Genomic DNA, 21,706 nt, shown 5'->3' with positions numbered 1-21,706 from the left:
CTATAGTCTTTACGGGGTGTGCTTCGCTGCGGCCGGGGGATGGGCCGGACCGGGAGATGCCGGAACGAGAAGCCGAGAGCTTCGAGGTCAAGCTGCGCGAGACACAGCCTTCCCTGGAGGAGACACAACGAGAATATGAGCGGCACGTGCGTGAGATCGGTGCGAAACTCGTCGAGCTCGTGCCGGGGACCGACTTCGAGATCGATGAGGTCACGACCGGCTCCTGCCGCACGGAGGGGTTTCGCTCGCGCGCGAAGACTGCTTATGTGACCTCCATCCTGCGTCCCGGTATTCCGGATGAGAAGTGGCCCCAGGCGTTGAGCATCGTCCGGAGTCAGGCCGAGTCGTATGGCTGGGCACCGCTTGACATGTTCACATATGCTGACGCCAAGGGCCACCACGACGTGGCGCTGACCGCGACCGATGGAGTCGAGATCCGTTTCGGCACCGAGCTGTCGGCGAGTCTGACCGTATCGTCCGGCTGCCGGATGAGCGAGGCGGACAAGCCCAAGTAACGATGGGTTGCACTAAAACAGTGTCCCTCCGCGACTACCGTCTGGCAGGACTGCCTGGGTCCTGCTAGGAAGGAGCTTTGATGACCGAGGAGAACCTCACGCCGGAGAACCCAAGCTGGGTGAACTTCGCAGACGATCAGGCCGCCGCGGGTCAGCCCGAAGCGCCGGCTCGGCCGGTGCCGACTCATCAAGCCCAGGCTCCCGCCGTACAGGCACCGGCCTCGCAGGCACCGGCCGGTCCGCCGCAGCCGCAGATGTACCAGCAGGTCCCGGCGCAGCAAGCGTCGACGCGTAACCCGTACATCCAGCAGGGCAGCGCATCGCCCGCGCCGTTCCAGCCCAAGGGTGGGCTCGACCAGATCGCGCTCAGCAAGCAGATGAAGAAGGCGCCTGAGACCGGTTGGCGGCGTGCGGTGTTCAGCGCAACAGGTGGTCGGGTAAATCCGGGTGAGAGCAAGGAGCAGCTGCGCCTCAACGCGCTGATCGAGCGCGTGCGCCAGCCAATCCGGGGAGACTTCCGTCTCGCTGTCCTCTCTCTCAAGGGGGGTGTCGGCAAGACAACGACGACGATCGGTCTCGGTGCGACGTATGCCTCGCTGCGCGGTGATCGCGTGATTGCCGTCGATGCCAACCCCGACCTGGGAACACTCGGCACGAGGTCCCGCAAGCAGACCGATTCCACTGTTCGCGATCTGCTGAAGGATCCCAATGTCGCTCGATATGCAGACGTGCGCTCGCATACTTCGCAGGCGGGCAGCCGCCTTGAGATCCTCGCGTCCGAACGCGATCCGGCTGTGTCCGAGGCGTTCAGCGATGAGGACTATCGTGCGGTCGTCAAGATCCTGCGCAACCACTACAACATCATTCTGACCGACTGTGGCACCGGGCTCATGCATTCGGCGATGAAGGGCGTGCTCGACCTCGCACACGGGATCGTGCTGGTAACGTCGCCAGCGCTCGACGGCGCGCAAAGCGCATCGGCAACTCTGGATTGGTTGCATCACCACGGCTACGGGGAACTCGCCGCTCAGTCCGTTGTTGTCGTTTCTTCAGCTAAGCCTGGCGGTGTGCCGATCGACACCGACGCGATGACTCAACACTTCCTCGGTAAGACTCGTGCGGTCCACACCATCCCGTACGACCGCCACCTGGCTGAAGGCGCCGAGATAGATCTTGAGTTGATGGCAAAGAAGACGCGGACTGCGTTCATCGAGCTCGCAGCCTCTGTCGCGGATACGTTCCCGCTGGCCCACGGAAACTGACTTTCTAGGCCTTGGGGGGTTCTCCCCAGCAGTAGCGCTCACCGTCGGCGATGGCGCAGGCGAAGTTGAGGCCGGTCGTGATGGATGTGACCTTTGACAGGCCCGGAAGCTTTGTTGGGACGTAGTACTGTCCGGCTGGCAGTCCAAGTCGGCCGGAGTCCGATGCGTCGCTGCCCCAGCAATACGCTGATCCATCAGCGGTGGCGCAGTAGTACCCCATTGCGCCGGATATGGACGTGGGGTTGGACAACGCGTCGACTTTGGTCGGGCTGAATGGGCCCAACGAACTCAGTCCGTTGCCGATCAGGCCGTAGAGTCCGTGGCCCCAGCAGTACACCGATGTTGACGTTGTGGCACACCAGGTGGATCCCATTTCGGCGGGCGCAAGACTTTTCACATCGTTCGGGCCCGCGATCTGATTCGAGAGAACACCATGACTGTTTCGGTCCTCGATTGGCGCGCCGGTGGTGGTAAGTCCTAAGCATGCAACGGTTCCCGACCCTTCGCTGACAACGCACGTGGCTTGCGAGGACGTCGCTACACCGGTCGCGCGAGGGAACCCATTCATGGTTGTTGCGCGACCGAGTACGGGATATGTGTCACCGAAGGTCGACACCGTTCGCCCGGCGTCTTCCCAGCACTGTGTCTCTCCCGTATTGACAACGGCGCAGGCACGGTATGGAGACGTGCTGATGCTGACGGCCCCCTCGACCGGGCCCTGATTGTCCTTCTTCTCCTTGTCAGGAAGGTTGAGCGGACCGGTGCCCCAGCAGGAGACCTTGCGCTTTGGGCCGACAATCGCGCAGGAGTAGTCGGCGCCCACCGACAGTGCGTGTATCTCTGTATCCTTCTTCTGCCCGGCGACCAGTCCAGTTGTCGTGGGTCCACCCGTTCGACCGTTACCGAGTTGCGCCCGTGAGTTGTCGGTTCCCCAGCAGTACAGACGCTTGGCAGCGATGCCGCACACGGTGACCCCCTTCGTGCGGAGACCGTACTCCGACGCCGTCGAGATCGAGGTCCACGACCCTTGCGCGACCCCCGGCGGATTGGGCAAGTGCCAGTCGGCGCGCTGGATCTTGTGCTGCTGCGAGTGGTGCCAGAGGATGCCGCCGGTCGTGCCGGCGGCGATGAACACCAGCGCGGCAAGCGCGGCGTACAAGAGCTTGCGGCGGGTCTTGGGTGCCCGCTCGGCGAGTGGCGCGGTGGTGCGATCCGCGATGGCCGGGATCAGTGTTTCCTGCGAGCCGCCGGCGAGCGCATAGCCGAGGGCGTCGGCGAACTCGCCGCACGACCCGTAGCGCTGGGCCGGGTCCTTGGACAGAGCCTTCGCCAGGACGGGGTCGGCGGCGGCGAGGTCGGGGCGGTGCCGGGTGATCGACGGTGGCGGCTCGGTGGTGTGCGCCGCCAGGAGTTCGCCGGTGGAACCCGTGTAGGGGGTGTGGCCGGTGAGGGCCTGGAAGGCCGAGACCGCCAGGGCGTACTGGTCGGAGGCGGCGGTGGCCGGTTCGGCGCGGATGACTTCGGGTGCCATGTACGGAGGTGATCCCAGAGGCGTGAACGGCTGGGTCAGCTGGGTCGGGGCGGCGACATCCTTGACGATGCCGAAGTCGACCAGCACCACCCGGTCCAGCGTGCCGTCGGCCTTGCGGGTGAGGATGATGTTCGCCGGCTTGACGTCGCGGTGGATCACCTCGCGGGAGTGGGCGTAGTCCAGTGCCGGGCCCACCCGGCCGATGATCTCGGCGACTTCGTGCGCGGGGAGCCGCCCGGCGACCTTGGCCAGGTCCTCACCGTCGAGGTACTCCATCGTGTACCAGGGGGTGTCGTCGGTGACGTCGAACTCGTGGATGGTGACGATTCCCGGGTGGGTCAGACCGGCCGCGGCGCGCGCCTCGCGGCGGAAGCGCTCATCGGTGTCGCCGATGCCCGACGCCGGCTTGACCGTCTTCAGCGCCTCGTCGCGCTGCAGGCGTGGGTGCGAGACGCGGTACACCGTGCCCATCCCGCCGGATCCGAGGACCTCGATGATCCGGTAGCCCGCGAAGACGTCGCCGGGTTCCATCGCCATGGGTCCTCCGATCAGGCGGCACCGGGGTTCGGCGCCCCTCAACACAATACGAGACGCGCCGGCGGGCCCCGTCGGTCCCCGAAAAGCAGTGAGCCGGACCCTCCGAGGAGGATCCGGCTCACCGGGCTTCTACGCGCTGTGCGGACTGAAATCAGTCGCGCGGGGTGCGCCAGTTACCGCCGCCGACCGTGCCGCGCACGATCACCGGGGTGCTGCGCGGGATGGTGTCGAAGACCCACTTGGCGTTCGGCATGCTGACGTTCAGGCAGCCGTGGCTCGCGTTGGAGCGACCCTGCTGGGCCACTGACCACGGGGCGCCGTGGATGAAGATGCCGTTCCAGTCCATGCGGACGGCGTACTCGACGAAGGTGCGGTAGCCCTCCGGCGACTTCACCGGCACGCCGTAGGTCGACGAGTCCATCCACATCGACCGCTTGCGGTCCTTGATGTAGTAGGTGCCGTTCGGCGTGGGGTGCTTGTTGGTGCCCATCGAGGTCGGCATCGAGCGCACGAACACGCCGTTGCGGTACCAGAAGATGAAGTGCTGGTGGTCGTCGGACAGACCCACCCAGCCGGTGCGGCTGGCGACCGGCGGCTGCGGCGGCGCCGGGGGGATGGGCACACCATTGTCGGCCTTCGGCTGGACCTGCGGCTTCGGCTTCGGCGGCTGCAGCTGCTTCGGCGGCTTGAAGCCGGGGATCTCGACCGGGGGGAGGCCCGGGATGATCGTGACCGGAGCGGCCTGGGCCTGCGCGGGGATGGCGGCGGCCATGGCCACTGCGCCGGCGACCGCGGCGAGCAGGCTCTTGGCAGCGCCGTGCCGAGCATGCTTGGTGGTGCTAAGCATTCTCTTGAGGTTCCTTCACATTCGTTGGGGCGAATTTGCCACCGATGGGTTGCAGGGCAACCCTGGTGATAACCGTGCGGAGCGGTGTCCGCTCGGTTTGATCATCGTCAATGGTCGCATAAACGTTTCAGTAAGGCCACAGCGATGGCCGTCCTTACAGGCGATACACAGGGAGACCCGGGCGAAACGACGTGAGGCCTGCGGTTATGGCCCCTGTGACATTTTCCACTCGACGACCCGTCCGCGTGTCGCCGAAGCGCGGCGCCCCGATTTCGGCGACCAGTGCGCAGCGATGTACAGTCGGTCATCGCATGCGGCGCTTCCGGCGACCCCGGATCGCCGCCTGCACGCGGGTGTAGCTCAATGGTAGAGCCCTAGTCTTCCAAACTAGCTACGCGGGTTCGATTCCCGTCACCCGCTCTGCAGCGAGCCCACGGGATGTGGCGCAGCTTGGTAGCGCATCCGCTTTGGGAGCGGAGGGTCGCAGGTTCAAATCCTGTCATCCCGACACACGGAACCTAGATATATAAGGAGAGAACGCGCGTGAAGAGCAGCGTGGAGCAGTTGACCCCGACCCGGGTGAAGTTGAACGTCGAGATCCCCTTCGAGGAGCTCTCATCCGAGTTCGAGGGCGCATACGCCGCTCTCGCCCAGCAGGTGCGCATCCCCGGCTTCCGCCCGGGCAAGGCGCCGGCGAAGCTGATCGAGGCCCGCGTCGGCCGCGACGCCGTCCTCGCCCAGGTCGTCAACGACGTCATCCCGGTCAAGTACTCCGAGGCCGTCGAGGAAGCCGACCTCAAGGTCATCAGCAACCCGGAGATCGACGTCGCCGAGATCGTCGACGGTCAGCCGGTGAAGTTCACCGCCGAGGTCGACATCCGCCCGGAGATCAAGCTGCCCGACTACTCGAAGCTGGCCGTCAAGGTCGACTCCGTCAAGGAGGGTGATGAGGCGGTCGACGAGCAGCTCGAGGGTCTGCGCGAGCGTTTCGGCACCCTTAAGGCCGTCGAGCGAGGCGCCAAGGACGGCGACCACGTGACCCTGGACCTGGAGGCCACCGTCGACGGCAAGCCCGTCCCCGACGCCACCACCGAGGGTCTGACCCACGAGGTCGGCTCGGGCCAGCTGATCGACGGCCTCGACGAAGCCGTCCAGGGCCTCAAGGCCGGCGAGCAGGCCGACTTCTCCACCAAACTGGTCGCCGGTGAGTTCGCCGACTCCGACGCCAACGTCACCGTCAAGGTCGGCTCGGTCAAGGAGCGCGAGCTGCCCGAGCTCGACGACGAGTTCGCCCAGATGGCCAGCGAGTTCGACACGATGGACGAGCTGCGCGCGGCCGTCGGCGAGCAGGTCGGCCAGTCGCTGAAGATGGAGCAGGCCAACGCGGTCCGCGACCAGGTGCTCGAGGAGCTCATCGACAAGACCGATTTCCCGGTGCCCGAGGGCGTCGTGCAGGAAGAGGTCGACGGCCAGATCGCCCAGATGATGCAGAGCATCGGCAACGACGAGGCCATGTTCGAGCGTCTCCTGGAGGCCCAGGGCACCACGCGCGAGGACTTCGAGAAGGAGGCCCGCGAGGGCGCCGAGCGCTCTGTTCGCGCCCAGCTGCTGCTCGACGCGATCGCCGACGAGGAGAAGACCGAGGTCAGCCAGGAAGAGCTGACCCAGCAGATCATCTTCCTCTCGCAGCGCTACGGCATGGCACCGCAGGACTTCGTCAACCAGCTGCAGCAGTCGGGCCAGATCGGCGCGCTCTACGCCGATGCCCGTCGCAACAAGGCGCTGTCGTCCATCGTCACCAACGTCAAGGTGACCGACGACAAGGGCAAGAAGGTCGACGTCACCGAGTTCTTCACCCCGCCGCAGGAGGGTGAGGACGAGGGCGACGACGCCTGACCCCGACACCACGGCGCAGCGCCGGGGCACGAGCCGCCAGTCGGTTCGACCCCGGCGCTTCGTCGTTTCATGCCGCGGGCGACGTTTAGCTGTGAGCGAATCGGCGTGTTATTGGGATGGGTTGGGCAGTGGGATTGGTTAGTGTCGGTGGCAAGCACGAGAGCGTGATCGAACCACCGCGCGATAGATCCCGAAGGTAGGAACTGTGAGCACTTCCCCTCTCCACACCGCGATGTCCTCGGGCGTCGCCGGCCTGACGTTGAACGACTCGGTGTACGAGCGGCTGTTGCGCGAGCGCATCATCTTCCTCGGCACCCAGGTCGACGACGACGTCGCCAACCGGTTGTGCGCGCAGATCCTGCTGCTCACCGCCGAGGCCCCGGACAAGGACATCCAGTTCTACATCAACTCGCCGGGCGGCTCGGTCAGCGCGGGCATGGCGATCTTCGACACGATGCAGCTCTCGCCGTGCGACATCTCCACCTACGCGATGGGCATGGCCGCGTCGATGGGGCAGTTCCTGCTCACCGCCGGCACCAAGGGCAAGCGGTACGCGCTGCCGCACGCCCGGATCATGATGCACCAGCCGTCGGCGGGCATCGGCGGCACCGCGGCCGACATCGCCATCCAGGCCGAGCAGTTCGCGCTCACCAAGAAAGAGATGAACAAGCTCAACTCCGAGCACACCGGCCAGCCGCTGGCGAAGATCGAGGCCGACGCCGACCGCGACAAGTGGTTCCGTGCCGACGAGGCGAAGAAATACGGCCTCGTCGACCACGTCGTCACCTCCCTCTAGCCAACCGCCACCACTGACTTCGAAAGAGCATTCATGAGCAACGTGAACCCCACCGCCGGTTCGATGAGCGGGGTGGCCCCGTCCGCGGAGGCCCTGCGCGACGTGCAGGCCCGGTACATCCTGCCGAGTTTCATCGAGCAGACCCCGACCGGTCACCGCCAGTACGATCCGTACGCCAAGCTGTTCGAGGAGCGCATCGTTTTCGTCGGCACGCCGATCGACCAGACCGTCGCCAACGACGTAATGGCGCAGCTGCTGGTCCTGGAGAGCCAGGACCCCGACCGCGACATCACCATGTACATCAACTCGCCCGGCGGCAGCGTGCCCGACATGCTCGCCATCTACGACACGATGCAGTACGTGCACTGCGACATCATGACCGTCTGCCTCGGCGAGGCGGCCTCGGCCGCGGCGATCCTGTTGGCCGGAGGCACCCCCGGCAAGCGCGCCGCGCTGCCGAACGCGACCATCCTGATCCACCAGCCGCGCACCGGTGGCGCCTTCCAGGGCCAGGTCTCCGACCTGGAGATCCAGGCGGCCGAGATCGAGCGCATCCGCCAGCGCCTCGACGAGATCCTCGCCGGCCACACCGGCCAGACCCCCGAGAAGATCCGCGAGGACACCGATCGCGACAACATCCTCACCGCCGAGCAGGCCAAGGAGTACGGGATCATCGACGAGGTCTTCGGCTACCGCAAGAAGTCGCTGAAGAAGTAGTCGTCAGAAACCCGGCGACATTCGCCCTAAGTAGCTCGAAGTCCGAGCATTGGGCGGGTACCGTCGGTATACCGGTGGTGACCAGCACGGTCACCCGCGGACGCGCATTCGTTGCGCACACGAACAGCAGGGAAGTGGGTAAGGGACCATGGCGCGAATCGGAGACGGTGGCGACCTGCTGAAGTGCTCGTTCTGCGGGAAGAGTCAAAAGCAGGTCAAGAAGCTCATCGCCGGTCCCGGCGTGTACATCTGCGACGAGTGCATCGACCTGTGCAACGAGATCATCGAGGAAGAGCTCGCCGAGAACAGTGACGTCAAGCTCGACGAGCTGCCCAAGCCGATCGAGATCCGCGACTTCCTGGACAACTACGTCATCGGCCAGGACAACGCCAAGCGCACACTGGCCGTCGCCGTCTACAACCACTACAAGCGCATTCAGGCCGGCGAGAAGAAGGACGCCAAGACCGGCGAGACCGTTGAGCTGGCCAAGTCGAACATCCTGATGCTGGGCCCCACCGGCTGCGGCAAGACCTATTTGGCGCAGACGCTGGCCAAGATGCTCAACGTCCCCTTCGCGATCGCCGACGCCACGGCACTCACCGAGGCCGGCTACGTCGGCGAGGACGTCGAGAACATCCTGCTGAAGCTGATCCAGGCGGCCGACTACGACGTGAAGCGCGCCGAGACCGGCATCATCTACATCGACGAGGTCGACAAGATCGCCCGCAAGAGCGAGAACCCGTCGATCACCCGCGACGTGTCCGGCGAGGGCGTGCAGCAGGCGCTGCTGAAAATCCTCGAGGGCACGCAGGCGTCGGTGCCGCCGCAGGGCGGTCGCAAGCACCCGCACCAGGAGTTCATCCAGATCGATACGACGAACGTGCTGTTCATCGTGGCGGGCGCCTTCGCGGGCCTGGAGAAGATCGTCTCCGACCGCGTCGGCAAGCGGGGCATCGGCTTCGGCAACGAGGTCAGCACCAAGGACGAGGTCGACACCACCGATCACTTCGCCGAGGTCATGCCCGAGGACCTGATCAAGTTCGGTCTCATCCCGGAGTTCATCGGCCGCCTGCCGATCGTCGCCTCGGTGACGAACCTGGACAAGCAATCGTTGGTCAACATCCTCGCCGAGCCGAAGAACGCGCTGGTCAAGCAGTACACCAAGCTGTTCGAGATGGACAACGTCGAGCTGGAGTTCTCCGGCGACGCCCTCGAGGCGATCGCCGATCAGGCCATCCACCGGGGGACCGGCGCCCGTGGCCTGCGCGCGATCATGGAGGAAGTCCTGCTGCCGGTCATGTACGACATCCCGAGCCGCGACGACGTGGAGAAGGTCGTCGTCACCGGCGACACGGTCCGCGACAACGTCCTGCCGACGATCGTTCCGCGCAAGAAGCACCGCGCCGAGCCGCGCGACAAGACCGCCTAGTCCTGCACCATTGCGCCAATCCCGCATTGATCAATGCGGGATTGGCGCAATCATGTGGGGTCCACCCCTTGCGAGACGGCAGCTTCGAGATCCCTAGAATTGACACCGTGACTACCCCCGATGCGTCGAGCGCGCTGCCCGCTGCCTGGAACCCCGCCGATCACGAGCAGGAGCTGTACCGGGGATGGGTGGATGCCGGGTACTTCACCGCCGACGCGTCGAGCGACAAGCCGCCGTTCTCCATCGTCATCCCGCCGCCCAACGTCAACGGGTCGCTGCACATGGGTCACGCCTACGAACACGTCCTGATGGACGCGTTGAGCCGGCGCCGCCGCATGCAGGGCTACGAGGTGCTGTGGCTGCCCGGGATGGACCACGCGGCGATCGCCATGCAGACAATGGTCGAGCGCAAGCTCGCCGAGGAGGGCAAGACCCGCGACGACCTCGGCCGCGATGCGTTCATCGAGCGGGTGTGGGAGGAGAAGGAGAACATCTCCGGCAGCATCGCCGACCAGATGCGCCGGCTCGGCGACAGCGTCGACTGGTCGCGCGAGCGCTTCACCATGGACGAGGGCCTCTCGCGCGCCGTCCACACCATCTTCAAACAACTCTTCGACGACGGCCTGATCTATCAGGCCGAGCGCCTCGTCAACTGGTCGCCGACCCTGCAGACCGCGGTCAGCGACATCGAGGTGAAGTACGAGGACGTCGACGGTGAGCTCGTCTCCTTCCGTTACGGCTCGCTCAACGACGACGAGCCGCACATCGTTGTGGCGACGACGCGTCTGGAGACGATGCTCGGCGACACCGCGATCGCCGTGCACCCCGACGACGAGCGCTATGCGGCGCTGGTCGGCACCGAGCTCGAGCACCCCTTCCTCGATCGGCGGATCCCGGTGATCGCCGACGACTACGTCGACCCCGAATTCGGCTCCGGCGCGGTCAAGATCACCCCCGCGCACGACCCCAACGACTTCGCCATCGGCCAGCGCCACGACCTTCCGATGCCGACGATCCTCGACGAGCAGGCCCGCATCGTCGACACCGGCACGCAGTTCGACGGACTGGACCGCTTCGAGGCGCGCAAGGCGGTGTGCGAGGCGCTGCGAGAGCAGGGGCGCATCGTCAAGGAAATCCGGCCGTACCAGCACAGCGTCGGGCACTCCGAGCGCACCGGCGAACCGATCGAGCCGCGCCTGTCCATGCAGTGGTGGGTGGCCGTCGAGTCCCTGGCCAAGCGCGCCGGCGACGCCGTGCGCGACGGGGAGACCACGATCCACCCCGAGTCGATGGAACCGCGCTGGTTCGGCTGGGTCGACGACATGCACGACTGGTGCATCTCGCGCCAGCTGTGGTGGGGCCACCGCATCCCGATCTGGTACGGACCCGGCGGCGAGGTCGTCTGTCCCGCGCCCGGGGAGGAGCCGCCCGCCGGCTACACCCAGGAGACCGACGTCCTGGACACCTGGTTCTCCTCGGGTCTGTGGCCGTTCTCGACGATGGGCTGGCCCGACGACACCGACGACCTGCGCAAGTTCTATCCGACGTCGGTGCTGGTCACCGGCTACGACATCCTGTTCTTCTGGGTCGCCCGCATGATGATGTTCGGCACGTACGTCGGCGCCAAGGACATCGCCGGGCTGCATCAGCGCGACGCCGCGGTGCCGTTCGCCGACCTGTTCCTGCACGGGCTGGTGCGCGACGAGCACGGCCGCAAGATGAGCAAGTCGCGCGGCAACGGCATCGACCCGCTGGACTGGGTGAAACGCTTCGGCGCCGATGCCCTGCGCTTCACCCTGGCCCGTGGCGCCAATCCGGGCAGTGACATCTCCGTCGGCGAGGACCACGCCCAGAGCTCGCGCAACTTCGCCACCAAGCTGTTCAACGCCACCAAGTTCGCGCTGATGAACGATGCGACCTGCGCGGGCGACTTGCCCCCGCGGGAGGACCTCACCGACGCCGACCGGTGGATCCTCGGCCGTCTCGACGAGGTGCTCGCCGACGTCGACGCCGGCTTCGAGTCCTTCGAGTTCTCCAAGGCCTGCGAGGCGCTGTACCACTTTGCGTGGGACGAGGTCTGCGACTGGTATCTCGAGCTGGCCAAGGTGCAGCTCGCCGACGATGCGCTCAAGGCGTCGACGGCGCGCGTGTTGGGCGAGGTGCTCGATCCGCTCCTGCGTGCCCTTTCGCCGGTGATGCCGTTCGTGACCGAGACCCTGTGGAAGGCGCTGACCGGCGGCGAGTCGGTCGTGGTCGCGCAGTGGCCCGCGCCGTCGGGGGAGCAGGACGGTTCCACGGGCCCGCGCGACGAGCAGGCCGCCACCCGCATCGACGACCTGCAGAAGCTGATCACCGAGGTGCGCCGCTTCCGCAGTGATCAGGGGTTGCGCCCCGGTCAGCGCGTCGCCGCCAAGCTGACGGGACTCGACGAGGCCGGTCTGGCCGACGAGCGCCACTACCTGGACGCGCTCGCCCGGCTCGACCCGCCGGCGGACGACTTCACCGCGACGGCGTCCATCGAGGTGCGGTTGAGCTCGGCGACCGTGCTCGTCGACCTGGACACCTCGGGGACCGTCGACGTCGAGGCCGAGAAGCGTCGCGTGGCCAAGGATCTGGCCGTCGCCGAGAAGGAGATGGCCACGACCACGGCCAAACTCGGCAACGAGCAGTTCCTGTCGAAGGCACCCGACCACGTCGTGGAGAAGATCCGCGCCCGCCAGGAGATCGCGCGCGAGGAGATCGCGCGGCTGGGCGCCAAGCTGGCGGCATTGGGCGGCGCGTGAGCGGCCCGGACGCCGATGAGGTCCGCCGACCGGTGGACCCGGCCGATCTGGCCGAACTCGCCGAGGTCGAGGCCGAGCTCGACACGCGCTGGCCCGAGACCAAGATCGAGCCGTCGCTGACGCGCATCACCGCGCTGCTCGACCTGCTCGGCTCACCGCAGGACAACTATCCGTCGATCCACATCGCCGGCACCAACGGCAAGACGTCGGTGACGCGGATGATCGACGCGCTGCTGAGCGCGTTGCACCGCCGGACCGGCCGCATCACCAGCCCGCACCTGCAGCTGGCCACCGAGCGCATCTCCATCGACAACGCGCCGATCACCCCGCGCGCCTACATCGACGCCTATCGAGAGCTCGAGCCGTTCATCACGATGGTCGACGACTCGTCGACGCAGGCGGGCGGGCCGCGGATGAGCAAGTTCGAGGTACTGACGGCGATGGCCTACGCGGCCTTCGCCGAGGCGCCGGTCGACGTCGCCGTCGTCGAGACCGGGATGGGCGGTCGCTGGGATGCCACGAACGTCATCTCCTCGCAGGTGGCGGTGATCACGCCCATCGCGATGGACCACGCCGACTACCTGGGCGACAGTCTCACGGCGATCGCGGGGGAGAAGGCGGGGATCATCAAGGGCGCCGATCCCGAGGCCCTCGTCCCCATCGACCCGGTGACGATCCTCGCGCCGCAGACCCCCGAGGTGGCCGAGGTGCTGCTGCGCGCCACCGTCGAGGCGGGCACCGTCGTCGCCCGGCAGGATTCGGAGTTCACCGTCCTGCAATCGCGGACCGCCGTCGGCGGCCAGCTGCTCGAGCTCCAGGGACTCGGCGGCGTGTACCCGGAGATCTTCCTCCCGCTGCACGGTGCGCACCAGGCCGCCAACGCCTCGCTCGCACTGGCCGCGGTCGAGGCGTTCTTCGGCGCGGGAGCCGACCGTCAGCTCGACGTCGACGCGGTGCGGGCGGGATTCGCGTCGGTCACCAACCCCGGCCGCCTCGAACGCGTGCGCAGCGCGCCGACGGTGTACTTGGACGCCGCGCACAACCCGCACGGCGCCCAAGCACTCGCTCAGGCGCTGACCGAGGAGTTCGACTTCCAGCGGCTGATCGGCGTCGTCTCGGTCCTCGGCGACAAAGACGTCGTCGGACTGCTCGAGGCGCTCGAACCGGTCCTGGACAAGATCGTGTTGACCAACAACGGTTCGCCGCGGGCGTTGGACACCGCCGCCCTCGCCGACGCGGCCGAACCGATCTTCGGCGAGGACCGCATCGTCGTCGAACCCTTCCTCCCCGACGCCGTCGAACAGGCCATCGCGCTCGCCGAGGAGAACGAGGGTGGGTCGCTCTCGGGAACCGGCGTCGTCATCACCGGCTCGGTGGTCACCGCTGGAGCGGCTCGGTCACTGTTCGGAAAGGAACCCGCATGATCGAAGAGCACCCAGGATTCACCGCCCCCGCCGCCGATCCCTGGAAGGGTCTGCGCGGCGTCATGAGCGGGCTGCTGATTCTGCAGGCGATCGTCGTGGGTCTGGCGTTCCCGGTCGTCGCGAAGATCGGCAAGGGCCTGACCGGCTTCTCGATTGCCTACCTGTGCGTGCTCATCGTGGCGCTGGTCCTCGCGTGCGGCGTGCAGAAGAAGCCGTGGGCCCTCGCGCTCAACTGCGGACTCACTCTGGTGACGATCGCGGGCGGACTCATCCACTGGTCGATCGCCGCGATCGGCCTGATCTTCGCGTGCGTCTGGGCCTACGTCATATACATCAAGCGCGACGTCGAGCAGCGCGAGGAGAAAGGTCAGCTGCCCGGTCAGGAACCCGTCGGGGACTAGCCGAGACGGTCCACCACCAGATCGAGCTTCTCGTCCATCCCGGCGACCCTGGTCTCCATCTGATCGACCTTGCCCTGGAGACGGTCGACCTTGGTGTCGAGACCGTCGACCTTGGACTCGATTGCGGTCAGTCGGGCGGTGTGGTCATCGAGAATCCGGGTGTGCTCGTCGAGCTTCTTGCCGTGACCGGTGAGGATCTCGTAGATCGCATGGATGTCCCCATCGATCTGGTTGAACTTCCGCTCGTACTCGGTGTTCGTGATCTCGGCCATGGGGCAAGGTTACGCCCGCCACAAGAGTCGGGAAACCCGCCGCGAAGCGATCGGGGAGAGGTTGTGGACAAAGCCCGCCCGGGGACAAAACCCCGAGATGCGGCCGCTACTATCGTCGCGTGACCGAACGCACCCTGGTACTGATCAAGCCCGACGGCGTGGCCCGCGGCCTCGTCGGTGAAATCGTCCGACGCATCGAGGGCAAGGGGCTGAGCCTCGTCGCCCTCGACCTGCGGACCGCCGATCGCGAGGTGGCCGCCGGCCACTACGCCGAGCACGAGGGCAAGCCGTTCTACGGCGACCTGCTCGACTTCATCACCTCCGGCCCGCTGGTCGCGGCCGTCGTCGAAGGGCCGCGCGCGATTGCGGCGTGGCGGCAGATCGCCGGTGGCACCGACCCGGTGGAGAAGGCGACCCCGGGCACCATCCGCGGCGACTTCGCCTTGGAGACCCAGAACAACCTGGTGCACGGCTCGGACTCGCCGGAGTCCGCGGCCCGCGAGATCGCGCTCTGGTTCCCCGCTCTCGCCCAGGCCTGACCCGCCCGCGCCCCGCCGTCGACGCGGGGATTCTCCCTATCCCGCGGCGATGTGGGATACTGGATGTGTTGCGACCGACACACACGTCTCGGCACCGCAGCACACGGTGACGGTTCACCGCCCGCGAGACCTTCGCGAGCAGGCCCTCCCCACGGCACCGGACTTCTCCCCGGAGATGTCCGCCGCGGCGTCGAGGTTCGTGGACCACGCTCACCGACCAGGAGCGTTTCGCACGTTCTGACCGGGTGTTCCCGGTCGAACGCCGATCCGCACCGGAAGACCAGCCACGCGGTCGCCGCCGTCTCGCGGCGCGACCCACAACCGCATACCGCATGAGCCCCCGAGTGGCCGCGCCCGAATTCGACGCGCCCGGGGGTGCAAGGAGAATACGTGACCGAGAACGGGTCGCCGGCCGACGCGAACGCGTCGACCCCGGCAACAAACCTTCCCGACAAGATGCGCGTCCACGCCCTGGCGAAACTGCTGGGGGCGACCAGCCGAGAGGTGCTCGACCACCTCGAGGCGCTGGGGTCGCAGGTGCGCAGCGCTTCTGCGACCGTCGACCGCGAGACCGCCGAGCAGGTGCTCGCGCGCGCTGGTGGCCTCCCCGCCGCCGAAACGGTCGAACCCGCCTCCGCGCCCGCTGACGACAGTCTGTTCTCCGCGGCCGCGGCGGCGACTGACGCACCCATCGCCGACACCGCGCCGGTCGAGGCCGGAAACCCGCTGTTCCTGCCGCCGCAGACCCCGGAGCCGGTCACCGCGACCGAGTCCGGCGCGAGCGAGGCCGAGGACGTCGACGACGCGGCCGGCGGAGCCGAGGGCGACGACGAGGACCAGCCGAATCGGGCCCGTCGCCGCCGCCGCGGACGCCGTGGCCGTGGCCGCGGTCGCGGTGACGCCGCCGCCGAGGGCAGCGCCGATGGCGACGACGAGGCGAGCGTCGAGGACAAGGCCGCCGCCGAGACCGACGAGAAGCCGGCCGCCAAGAAGACCGCGGCCAAGAAGACGGCCGCGAAGAAGAAGTCCGACGACGACGCCGACGGCGGCAAGTCGCAGGACGGCGCCGAGGACACCGAGACGGACGACGACAACGGCGATGACGAAGAGGGCGTCGGCTCGAGCACCAAGCGCCGTCGGCGGCGTCGGCGTCGCAAGGGCGGTGGCGAGGGCGGCGAGGACGCCTCGTCGGACGATCCGCCGAACACCGTGGTCCACGAGCGCGAACCGCGCAGCAAGCGGTCGCGCGACGAGGTGCAGGGCATCTCCGGCTCCACGCGGCTCGAGGCCAAGCGCCAGCGCCGTCGCGACGGGCGCGACGCGGGTCGCCGGCGCCCGCCGATTCTCAGCGAGTCGGAGTTCCTGGCGCGCCGCGAGGCCGTCGACCGCGTCATGGTGGTCCGCGAGAAGGTCCACGCCAAGGCGGACAAGGACCACGAGGACTACACGCAGGTCGCCGTGCTCGAGGACGGTGTCCTCGTCGAGCACTTCGTGACCACGGCGAACTCGACGTCGATGGTCGGCAACATCTACCTGGGCCGCGTGCAGAACGTGCTGCCGGGTATGGAGGCCGCCTTCGTCGACATCGGTCGCGGCCGCAACGGTGTGCTCTACGCCGGAGAGGTCAACTGGGAGGCCGCCGGCCTCGACGGTGGTTCGCGCAAGATCGAGCAGGCCCTCAAGCCCGGCGACAACGTCCTGGTCCAGGTCTCCAAGGACCCGGTCGGGCACAAGGGCGCCCGCCTCACCACGCAGGTCTCGCTGGCCGGCCGCTACCTGGTCTACGTGCCCGGTGGGTCGTCGACCGGGATCAGTCGCAAACTGCCCGACGTCGAGCGCAAGCGCCTCAAGTCCATCCTGGGCAAGATCGTGCCCGAGGGTGCCGGCGTGATCATCCGCACCGCCTCCGAGGGCATCAGTGCCGAGGACCTGGAGGCCGACGTCCAGCGTCTCGAGGCACAGTGGAAGAAGATCGAGGCCGACGCCGAGGCCGCGACGAAGCCCGCGAAGTCCGGCAAGAACAAGTCGGTGTCGCCCAAGGCGCTGTACGAGGAGCCCGACCTGCTGGTCCGTGTGGTGCGCGACCTGTTCAACGAGGACTTCAAGAAGCTCGTCGTCGAGGGTCCAACCGCCTGGAGCCTGGTCGAGCGCTACATCAGCGATGTGGCCCCCGACCTGATGGACCGCGTCGAGCAGTTCGAGAAGGCCGGTCCCGATGCCCCCGATTCCTTCGTCGTGCACCGCATCGACGAGCAGCTGGCCAAGGCGCTCGACCGCAAGGTCTGGCTGCCCTCGGGCGGAACGCTGATCATCGAGCACACCGAGGCGATGACGGTCATCGACGTCAACACCGGCAAGTTCACCGGTTCCGGCGGCAACCTCGAGGAGACGGTCACCCGGAACAACCTCGAGGCGGCCGAGGAGATCGTGCGCCAGATGCGGCTGCGCGACCTCGGCGGCATGATCGTCGTCGACTTCATCGACATGGTGCTCGAGTCCAACCGGGACCTCGTCCTGCGTCGACTCACCGAGGCACTGGCCCGTGACCGCACGCGCCACCAGGTGTCCGAGGTGACCTCCCTCGGCCTGGTCCAGATGACGCGCAAGCGCCTGGGCACCGGGCTGCTGGAGGCGTTCTCCACCACCTGCACGCACTGCTCGGGCCGCGGCCTCATCGTGCACGCCGACCCGGTCGAGGTGCGCCCGTCCGACGAGGGCGGCCAGGGCGGCGGGTCGAAGCGATCGCGCCGCAAGAAGGGCAAGTCGGAGTCCGAGCCGGCCGCCGAGCCCAAGGCACCCGCCCAGGAGCACCCGCTGTTCCGGGCGATGCACGCGCACATCCACGAGAACGACGAGATCGAGACGGTCGAGACCGACACGGTGACCGCCGTCGAGGTCGTCGAGGTCGAGGCAGTGCCGGAGATCGCGGTCGAAGAGCCGGTCGAGACCGACGTCGAATCTGAGGCGGAGGCGATCGACTCCGAGCCGATCGCGGCCGTCGAGGCGGCACCCGAGCCCGAGGCGACGCCCGAATCGAAGCCGCGTCACCGACGCGTGCGTCGCGCCCCGGTGTCGACGGGGTCGGGGACCACGATCGTGATCGGGCCCGACGAGCACGATGACGCGCCCACCATGACCAAGACCACGGCCGGCCCGACCGGTGGGACGTCGGAGGAGGAGGCGGTGGCGGTCGTGCGCCGACCGCGCCGCCGTGCCGCGACCCGTCGGGCGGGGGCTCCGCAGCCCGAGGCGTGAGCGTGCTCACGCCACGGGGGCGCTGCGTCGGTTTGACCCGCGACGAGGCGCTCCCGTAACCTTGGAAAGTCGCCTACCTGCAGCGCAACGCGGGCAGGCATTTTATTTGTGACAACGAAGATTGAGGGAAAACCCGATGGCTACGTACGCGATCGTCAAGACCGGCGGTAAGCAGTACAAGGTCGCCGAAGGCGACGTGGTGAAGGTCGAGAAGCTCGACGGCGAGCCCGGCAGCACCGTGAAGCTCCCGGTCGCCCTCGTCGTCGACGGCGCCAAGCTGACCACCGAGGCCGACAAGTTGGCCAAGGTGGCGGTGAACGCCGAGGTCGTCGAGCACGTCAAGGGCCCGAAGATCCGTATCCACAAGTTCAAGAACAAGACCGGCTACCACAAGCGCCAGGGGCACCGTCAGCAGCTGACGGTCCTCAAGGTCACCGGCATCAAGTAAGACTTCGCAGGAGGACGACAGACAATGGCACACAAGAAGGGCGCGTCCAGCTCGCGCAACGGTCGTGATTCCAACGCGCAGCGCCTCGGCGTGAAGCGCTTCGGCGGCCAGAAGGTCAACGCCGGCGAGATCCTGGTCCGCCAGCGCGGCACCCACTTCCACCCGGGCGTCAACGTCGGCCGCGGTGGCGACGACACCCTGTTCGCCCTCGCGGCCGGTGCGGTGGAGTTCGGCACCAAGCGCGGTCGCAAGACCGTCAACATCGTCCCGGATACGGCCTCGGCCTGATCCGCGGCGCATAAGCTCTGGTGACAGGGCGGGCGGGGATCACCGAGATCCCTCAGCCCGCCCTGTCGCATTTTCTCCGGCCCTAGGAGGCACCGATGTCGCGCTTCATCGATCGCGTGACGATCCACGTGACCGCCGGCAACGGCGGCCACGGGTGCTCGTCGGTGCACCGTGAGAAGTTCAAGCCACTCGGCGGGCCCGACGGTGGCAACGGCGGGCGCGGGGGAGACGTGCGCCTCGTCGTCGACCCGCAGGTCCACACGCTGCTCGACTTCCACTTCCGCCCCCATGCGCACGGCGGCAACGGCAAGCCCGGACAGGGCGACAACCGCAACGGTGCCAACGGCGACGACTTGGAATTGGCCGTGCCCGACGGCACGGTGATCCTCGATTCGCGCGGTCGGATCCTCGCCGACATGGTCGGCGAGGGCACGACCTTCATCGCCGCGCAGGGCGGTCGCGGCGGTCTGGGCAACGCGGCACTCGCCTCCAAGGCGCGCAAGGCGCCCGGGTTCGCCCTCCTCGGCGAGCCGGGACAGGAGCGCGACCTCGTCCTCGAGCTCAAGTCCGTCGCCGACGTCGGGTTGGTCGGCTTCCCCTCGGCGGGAAAGTCCTCGCTGGTCTCGGTGTTGTCGGCGGCCAAGCCGAAGATCGCCGACTACCCGTTCACCACGCTCGCGCCGAACCTCGGCGTCGTGCAGACGGCGCCCGGTCGCGCCGGTGAGCGGTCGAGTGCGATCGACTCCTTCACCATCGCCGATGTCCCCGGACTCATCCCGGGCGCGTCGGAGGGGCGCGGGTTGGGCCTGGACTTCCTGCGGCACATCGAGCGGTGCGCACTTCTGGCCCACGTCGTGGATTGCGCGACCCTGGAGAACGAGCGCGACCCCGTCTCCGACATCGAGGCGCTCGAGGCCGAGCTGGCCGCCTACCAGCCCGCGCTGGACGCCGACCACGGCCTGGGCGACCTGGCGCAGCGACCCCGGATCATCATCTTGAACAAGGTCGACATCCCGGAGGCCGCCGACCTGGCCGACATCGTCGAGGCAGACCTGGCGGCGTTCGGCTGGCCGGTGTTCCGGGTTTCCGCGGTCACCCACGAGGGGCTCCGCGAGCTCGCCTTCGCCCTGGCCAAGATGGTCCGCGAGTACCGCGAGGCCCACCCGAAGGAAGAGGCGCGGCGCACCGTCATCCGGCCCAAGGCCGTCGATGCGGCCGAGTTCACCGTCGAGCCCGATCCGGCGATCGAGGGCGGGTTCATCGTGCGCGGCGACCGCCCCGAGCGGTGGATCCGGCAGACGCAGTTCGACAACGACGAGGCCGTCGGCTACCTCGCCGACCGGTTGAACCGCCTCGGCGTCGAGGACGAGCTCAACCGACTCGGTGCCGAGCCGGGCGCCCCGGTCACCGTCGGCGATGTGACCTTCGATTGGGAGCCGACGACGCCCAGCGGCGACGACGTGCCGATCACCGGCCGCGGCACCGACATCCGCCTCGACCGCACCGACCGAATCGGCGCCGCCGAGCGCAAGGCCGCCCGCAAGCTGCGCCGCGAACACCACGAGGAGTGGGACCACGTCGCGGCCCAGGACACCGGCGAGGACGACGGGGAGGACTCGCCGTGAGCACCGCGCCGGCCCTGTCGTCGCCGACCCGCGACACGATCGCCGGGGCGCGCAGCATCGTCGTCAAGATCGGATCGGCCGCGATCACCGACCTGGACGAGGGCCTGGACACCGCCCGGCTGGACAAGCTCGCCGAGGCACTGGAAGAGCGGATGCGCGCCGGCACCGACGTCATCGTCGTGTCGTCGGGGGCCATCGGAGCGGGCATCGCCCCGCTCGGCCTGCGCAAGCGCCCCGCCGACCTGGCGACCAAGCAAGCGGCGGCCAGCGTCGGCCAACTCGCGCTGGCCCACGCCTGGGGCACGTCGTTCGCGCGGTTCGACCGGGTCGTCGGCCAGGTCTTGCTGACCGCGCACGACATCTCGCGCCGATCGCACCACGCGAACGCCCAGCGCACGCTCGACCGCCTGCGCGCCCTGGGAGCGGTGGCCGTGGTCAACGAGAACGACGCGGTGGCGACCGACGAGATCCGGTTCGGCGACAACGACCGCCTCGCCGCCCTGGTGGCCCACCTCGCCGGTGCCGAGGCACTGGTGCTGCTGTCGGACATCGACGGTCTGTACGACGGCGACCCGCGCAAGGCCTCGTCGGAGAATCCCGCACGTTTCATCCCGGAGGTCGCCGGCGCGGGCGACCTGGACGGCGTCATCGCCGGTGCCGGCGGCACGCTGGGCACCGGGGGCATGGCGTCGAAGCTGACCGCCGCGCGCCTGGCTGCCGACGGGGGAGTGCCGGTGTTGCTGGCGGCCGCCGACGACGCCGGCGTCGCGTTGCGCGACGCGTCGGTGGGAACGGTCTTCGCCCCGCGCGCCGAGCGGATGTCGGCACGGCGGTTCTGGCTGCGCCACGCCGCCGACGCACACGGCCGACTCGTCCTCGACGACGGCGCCGTGGCCGCGGTGCGCCGCCGGCGTTCCCTGCTGGCCGCCGGCGTCGTCGAGATGAGCGGTGCGTTCTCGGCGGGCGACGTCATCGAACTCGTCGACCAGCGCGGCGAGCTGTGCGCCCGCGGCGTGGCCGGATACGACTCCGACGAGGTGTCGCGGATGCTCGGGCTCTCCAGCTCGGACCTGCCCGCGGACCTGCGCGGACCGATCGTCCACGCCGACGACCTGGCCCTGCGCTAGTGCCGGGGCTGCGC

The 21,706-nt window shown here is 68.0% G+C and carries 18 protein-coding genes and 2 tRNA genes; 17 read left to right on the top strand and 3 right to left on the bottom strand.

Features of this window, described 5'->3' with window-relative positions; translation table 11 throughout:
- Window positions 1–56: 56 nt before the first annotated feature.
- Window positions 57–515, top strand: a complete 459-nt coding sequence (locus QM634_RS05125) for an LppA family lipoprotein (protein WP_415041695.1) — start codon at window positions 57–59, stop codon at window positions 513–515.
- Window positions 516–595: 80 nt separating this feature from the next.
- Window positions 596–1,777: a MinD/ParA family ATP-binding protein gene (locus QM634_RS05120; RefSeq protein WP_415041694.1), complete on the top strand. Its 1,182-nt coding sequence runs from the start codon at window positions 596–598 to the stop codon at window positions 1,775–1,777.
- A 4-nt stretch (window positions 1,778–1,781) separates the two neighbouring features.
- Here QM634_RS05120 and QM634_RS05115 read toward each other — a convergent pair whose 3' ends face one another.
- Window positions 1,782–3,845, bottom strand: a complete 2,064-nt coding sequence (locus tag QM634_RS05115; protein ID WP_415041693.1) for a protein kinase domain-containing protein — start codon at window positions 3,843–3,845, stop codon at window positions 1,782–1,784.
- A gap of 151 nt (window positions 3,846–3,996) precedes the next feature.
- Window positions 3,997–4,692 (bottom strand): L,D-transpeptidase, encoded by a 696-nt coding sequence (locus QM634_RS05110; RefSeq protein WP_415041692.1) that lies wholly within the window; start codon window positions 4,690–4,692, stop codon window positions 3,997–3,999.
- Between the two features lie 349 nt (window positions 4,693–5,041).
- Between QM634_RS05110 and QM634_RS05105 the strand changes: the two genes are divergently transcribed.
- From QM634_RS05105 to QM634_RS05065, 9 genes are all read left to right on the top strand, one after another.
- Window positions 5,042–5,112 (top strand) — tRNA-Gly (locus tag QM634_RS05105).
- A gap of 14 nt (window positions 5,113–5,126) precedes the next feature.
- Window positions 5,127–5,200: transfer RNA gene (locus QM634_RS05100), tRNA-Pro, on the top strand.
- 35 nt (window positions 5,201–5,235) lie between these two features.
- The gene (gene tig / locus QM634_RS05095; protein ID WP_415041691.1) at window positions 5,236–6,588 is read left to right on the top strand and encodes a trigger factor; all 1,353 of its coding nucleotides are present in this window, start codon (window positions 5,236–5,238) and stop codon (window positions 6,586–6,588) included.
- A 232-nt stretch (window positions 6,589–6,820) separates the two neighbouring features.
- Entirely contained in the window at window positions 6,821–7,384 is a 564-nt protein-coding gene (locus tag QM634_RS05090; RefSeq protein ID WP_415041701.1) for an ATP-dependent Clp protease proteolytic subunit, read from the top strand.
- A gap of 33 nt (window positions 7,385–7,417) precedes the next feature.
- Entirely contained in the window at window positions 7,418–8,101 is a 684-nt protein-coding gene (locus tag QM634_RS05085) for an ATP-dependent Clp protease proteolytic subunit (RefSeq protein WP_415041690.1), read from the top strand.
- A 148-nt stretch (window positions 8,102–8,249) separates the two neighbouring features.
- The gene (gene clpX, locus QM634_RS05080) at window positions 8,250–9,530 is read left to right on the top strand and encodes an ATP-dependent Clp protease ATP-binding subunit ClpX (RefSeq protein ID WP_415041689.1); all 1,281 of its coding nucleotides are present in this window, start codon (window positions 8,250–8,252) and stop codon (window positions 9,528–9,530) included.
- Between the two features lie 107 nt (window positions 9,531–9,637).
- Window positions 9,638–12,313 (top strand): valine--tRNA ligase, encoded by a 2,676-nt coding sequence (locus tag QM634_RS05075; RefSeq protein ID WP_415041688.1) that lies wholly within the window; start codon window positions 9,638–9,640, stop codon window positions 12,311–12,313.
- Window positions 12,310–13,737 carry a bifunctional tetrahydrofolate synthase/dihydrofolate synthase gene (gene folC, locus QM634_RS05070; protein ID WP_415041687.1) on the top strand — a complete coding sequence of 476 codons (1,428 nt, stop codon included), beginning with the start codon at window positions 12,310–12,312 and terminating at the stop codon, window positions 13,735–13,737. The genes QM634_RS05075 and folC overlap by 4 nt, the downstream gene beginning before the upstream one ends.
- Window positions 13,734–14,138, top strand: coding sequence for a DUF4233 domain-containing protein (locus tag QM634_RS05065; RefSeq protein WP_415041686.1), 405 nt, complete (start codon window positions 13,734–13,736; stop codon window positions 14,136–14,138). The genes folC and QM634_RS05065 overlap by 4 nt, the downstream gene beginning before the upstream one ends.
- On the opposite strand, the gene QM634_RS05060 is transcribed toward QM634_RS05065, so the two are convergent.
- On the bottom strand, window positions 14,135–14,410 hold the full coding sequence (locus QM634_RS05060) for a hypothetical protein (RefSeq protein ID WP_415041685.1): 276 nt from the start codon (window positions 14,408–14,410) through the stop codon (window positions 14,135–14,137). The genes QM634_RS05065 and QM634_RS05060 overlap by 4 nt on opposite strands.
- 119 nt (window positions 14,411–14,529) lie before the next feature.
- On the opposite strand from QM634_RS05060, the gene ndk reads away from it, so the two are divergent.
- From ndk to proB, 6 genes are all read left to right on the top strand, one after another.
- Window positions 14,530–14,949 carry a nucleoside-diphosphate kinase gene (ndk, locus tag QM634_RS05055; RefSeq protein WP_415041684.1) on the top strand — a complete coding sequence of 140 codons (420 nt, stop codon included), beginning with the start codon at window positions 14,530–14,532 and terminating at the stop codon, window positions 14,947–14,949.
- Window positions 14,950–15,339: 390 nt separating this feature from the next.
- Window positions 15,340–18,204 carry a translation initiation factor IF-2 N-terminal domain-containing protein gene (locus tag QM634_RS05050; protein WP_415041683.1) on the top strand — a complete coding sequence of 955 codons (2,865 nt, stop codon included), beginning with the start codon at window positions 15,340–15,342 and terminating at the stop codon, window positions 18,202–18,204.
- Between the two features lie 136 nt (window positions 18,205–18,340).
- Complete coding sequence (rplU, locus tag QM634_RS05045) at window positions 18,341–18,652, top strand: 50S ribosomal protein L21 (protein WP_415031103.1); 312 nt, start codon at window positions 18,341–18,343, stop codon at window positions 18,650–18,652.
- Window positions 18,653–18,676: 24 nt separating this feature from the next.
- Window positions 18,677–18,940, top strand: coding sequence for a 50S ribosomal protein L27 (gene rpmA, locus QM634_RS05040; RefSeq protein ID WP_415041682.1), 264 nt, complete (start codon window positions 18,677–18,679; stop codon window positions 18,938–18,940).
- Between the two features lie 95 nt (window positions 18,941–19,035).
- Window positions 19,036–20,565 (top strand): GTPase ObgE, encoded by a 1,530-nt coding sequence (obgE, locus tag QM634_RS05035; RefSeq protein WP_415041681.1) that lies wholly within the window; start codon window positions 19,036–19,038, stop codon window positions 20,563–20,565.
- On the top strand, window positions 20,562–21,692 hold the full coding sequence (gene proB / locus QM634_RS05030) for a glutamate 5-kinase (RefSeq protein WP_415041680.1): 1,131 nt from the start codon (window positions 20,562–20,564) through the stop codon (window positions 21,690–21,692). Before obgE ends, proB begins: the two co-directional genes overlap by 4 nt.
- Window positions 21,693–21,706: the final 14 nt, after the last annotated feature.

Origin of the sequence: Gordonia sp. (in: high G+C Gram-positive bacteria), assembly GCF_047606305.1 — a bacterium.
Lineage (GTDB): Bacteria > Actinomycetota > Actinomycetes > Mycobacteriales > Mycobacteriaceae > Gordonia.
The sequence above is the reverse complement of the archived record's forward strand: the minus strand, read 5'-3'. Positions and strand labels throughout refer to the sequence as shown.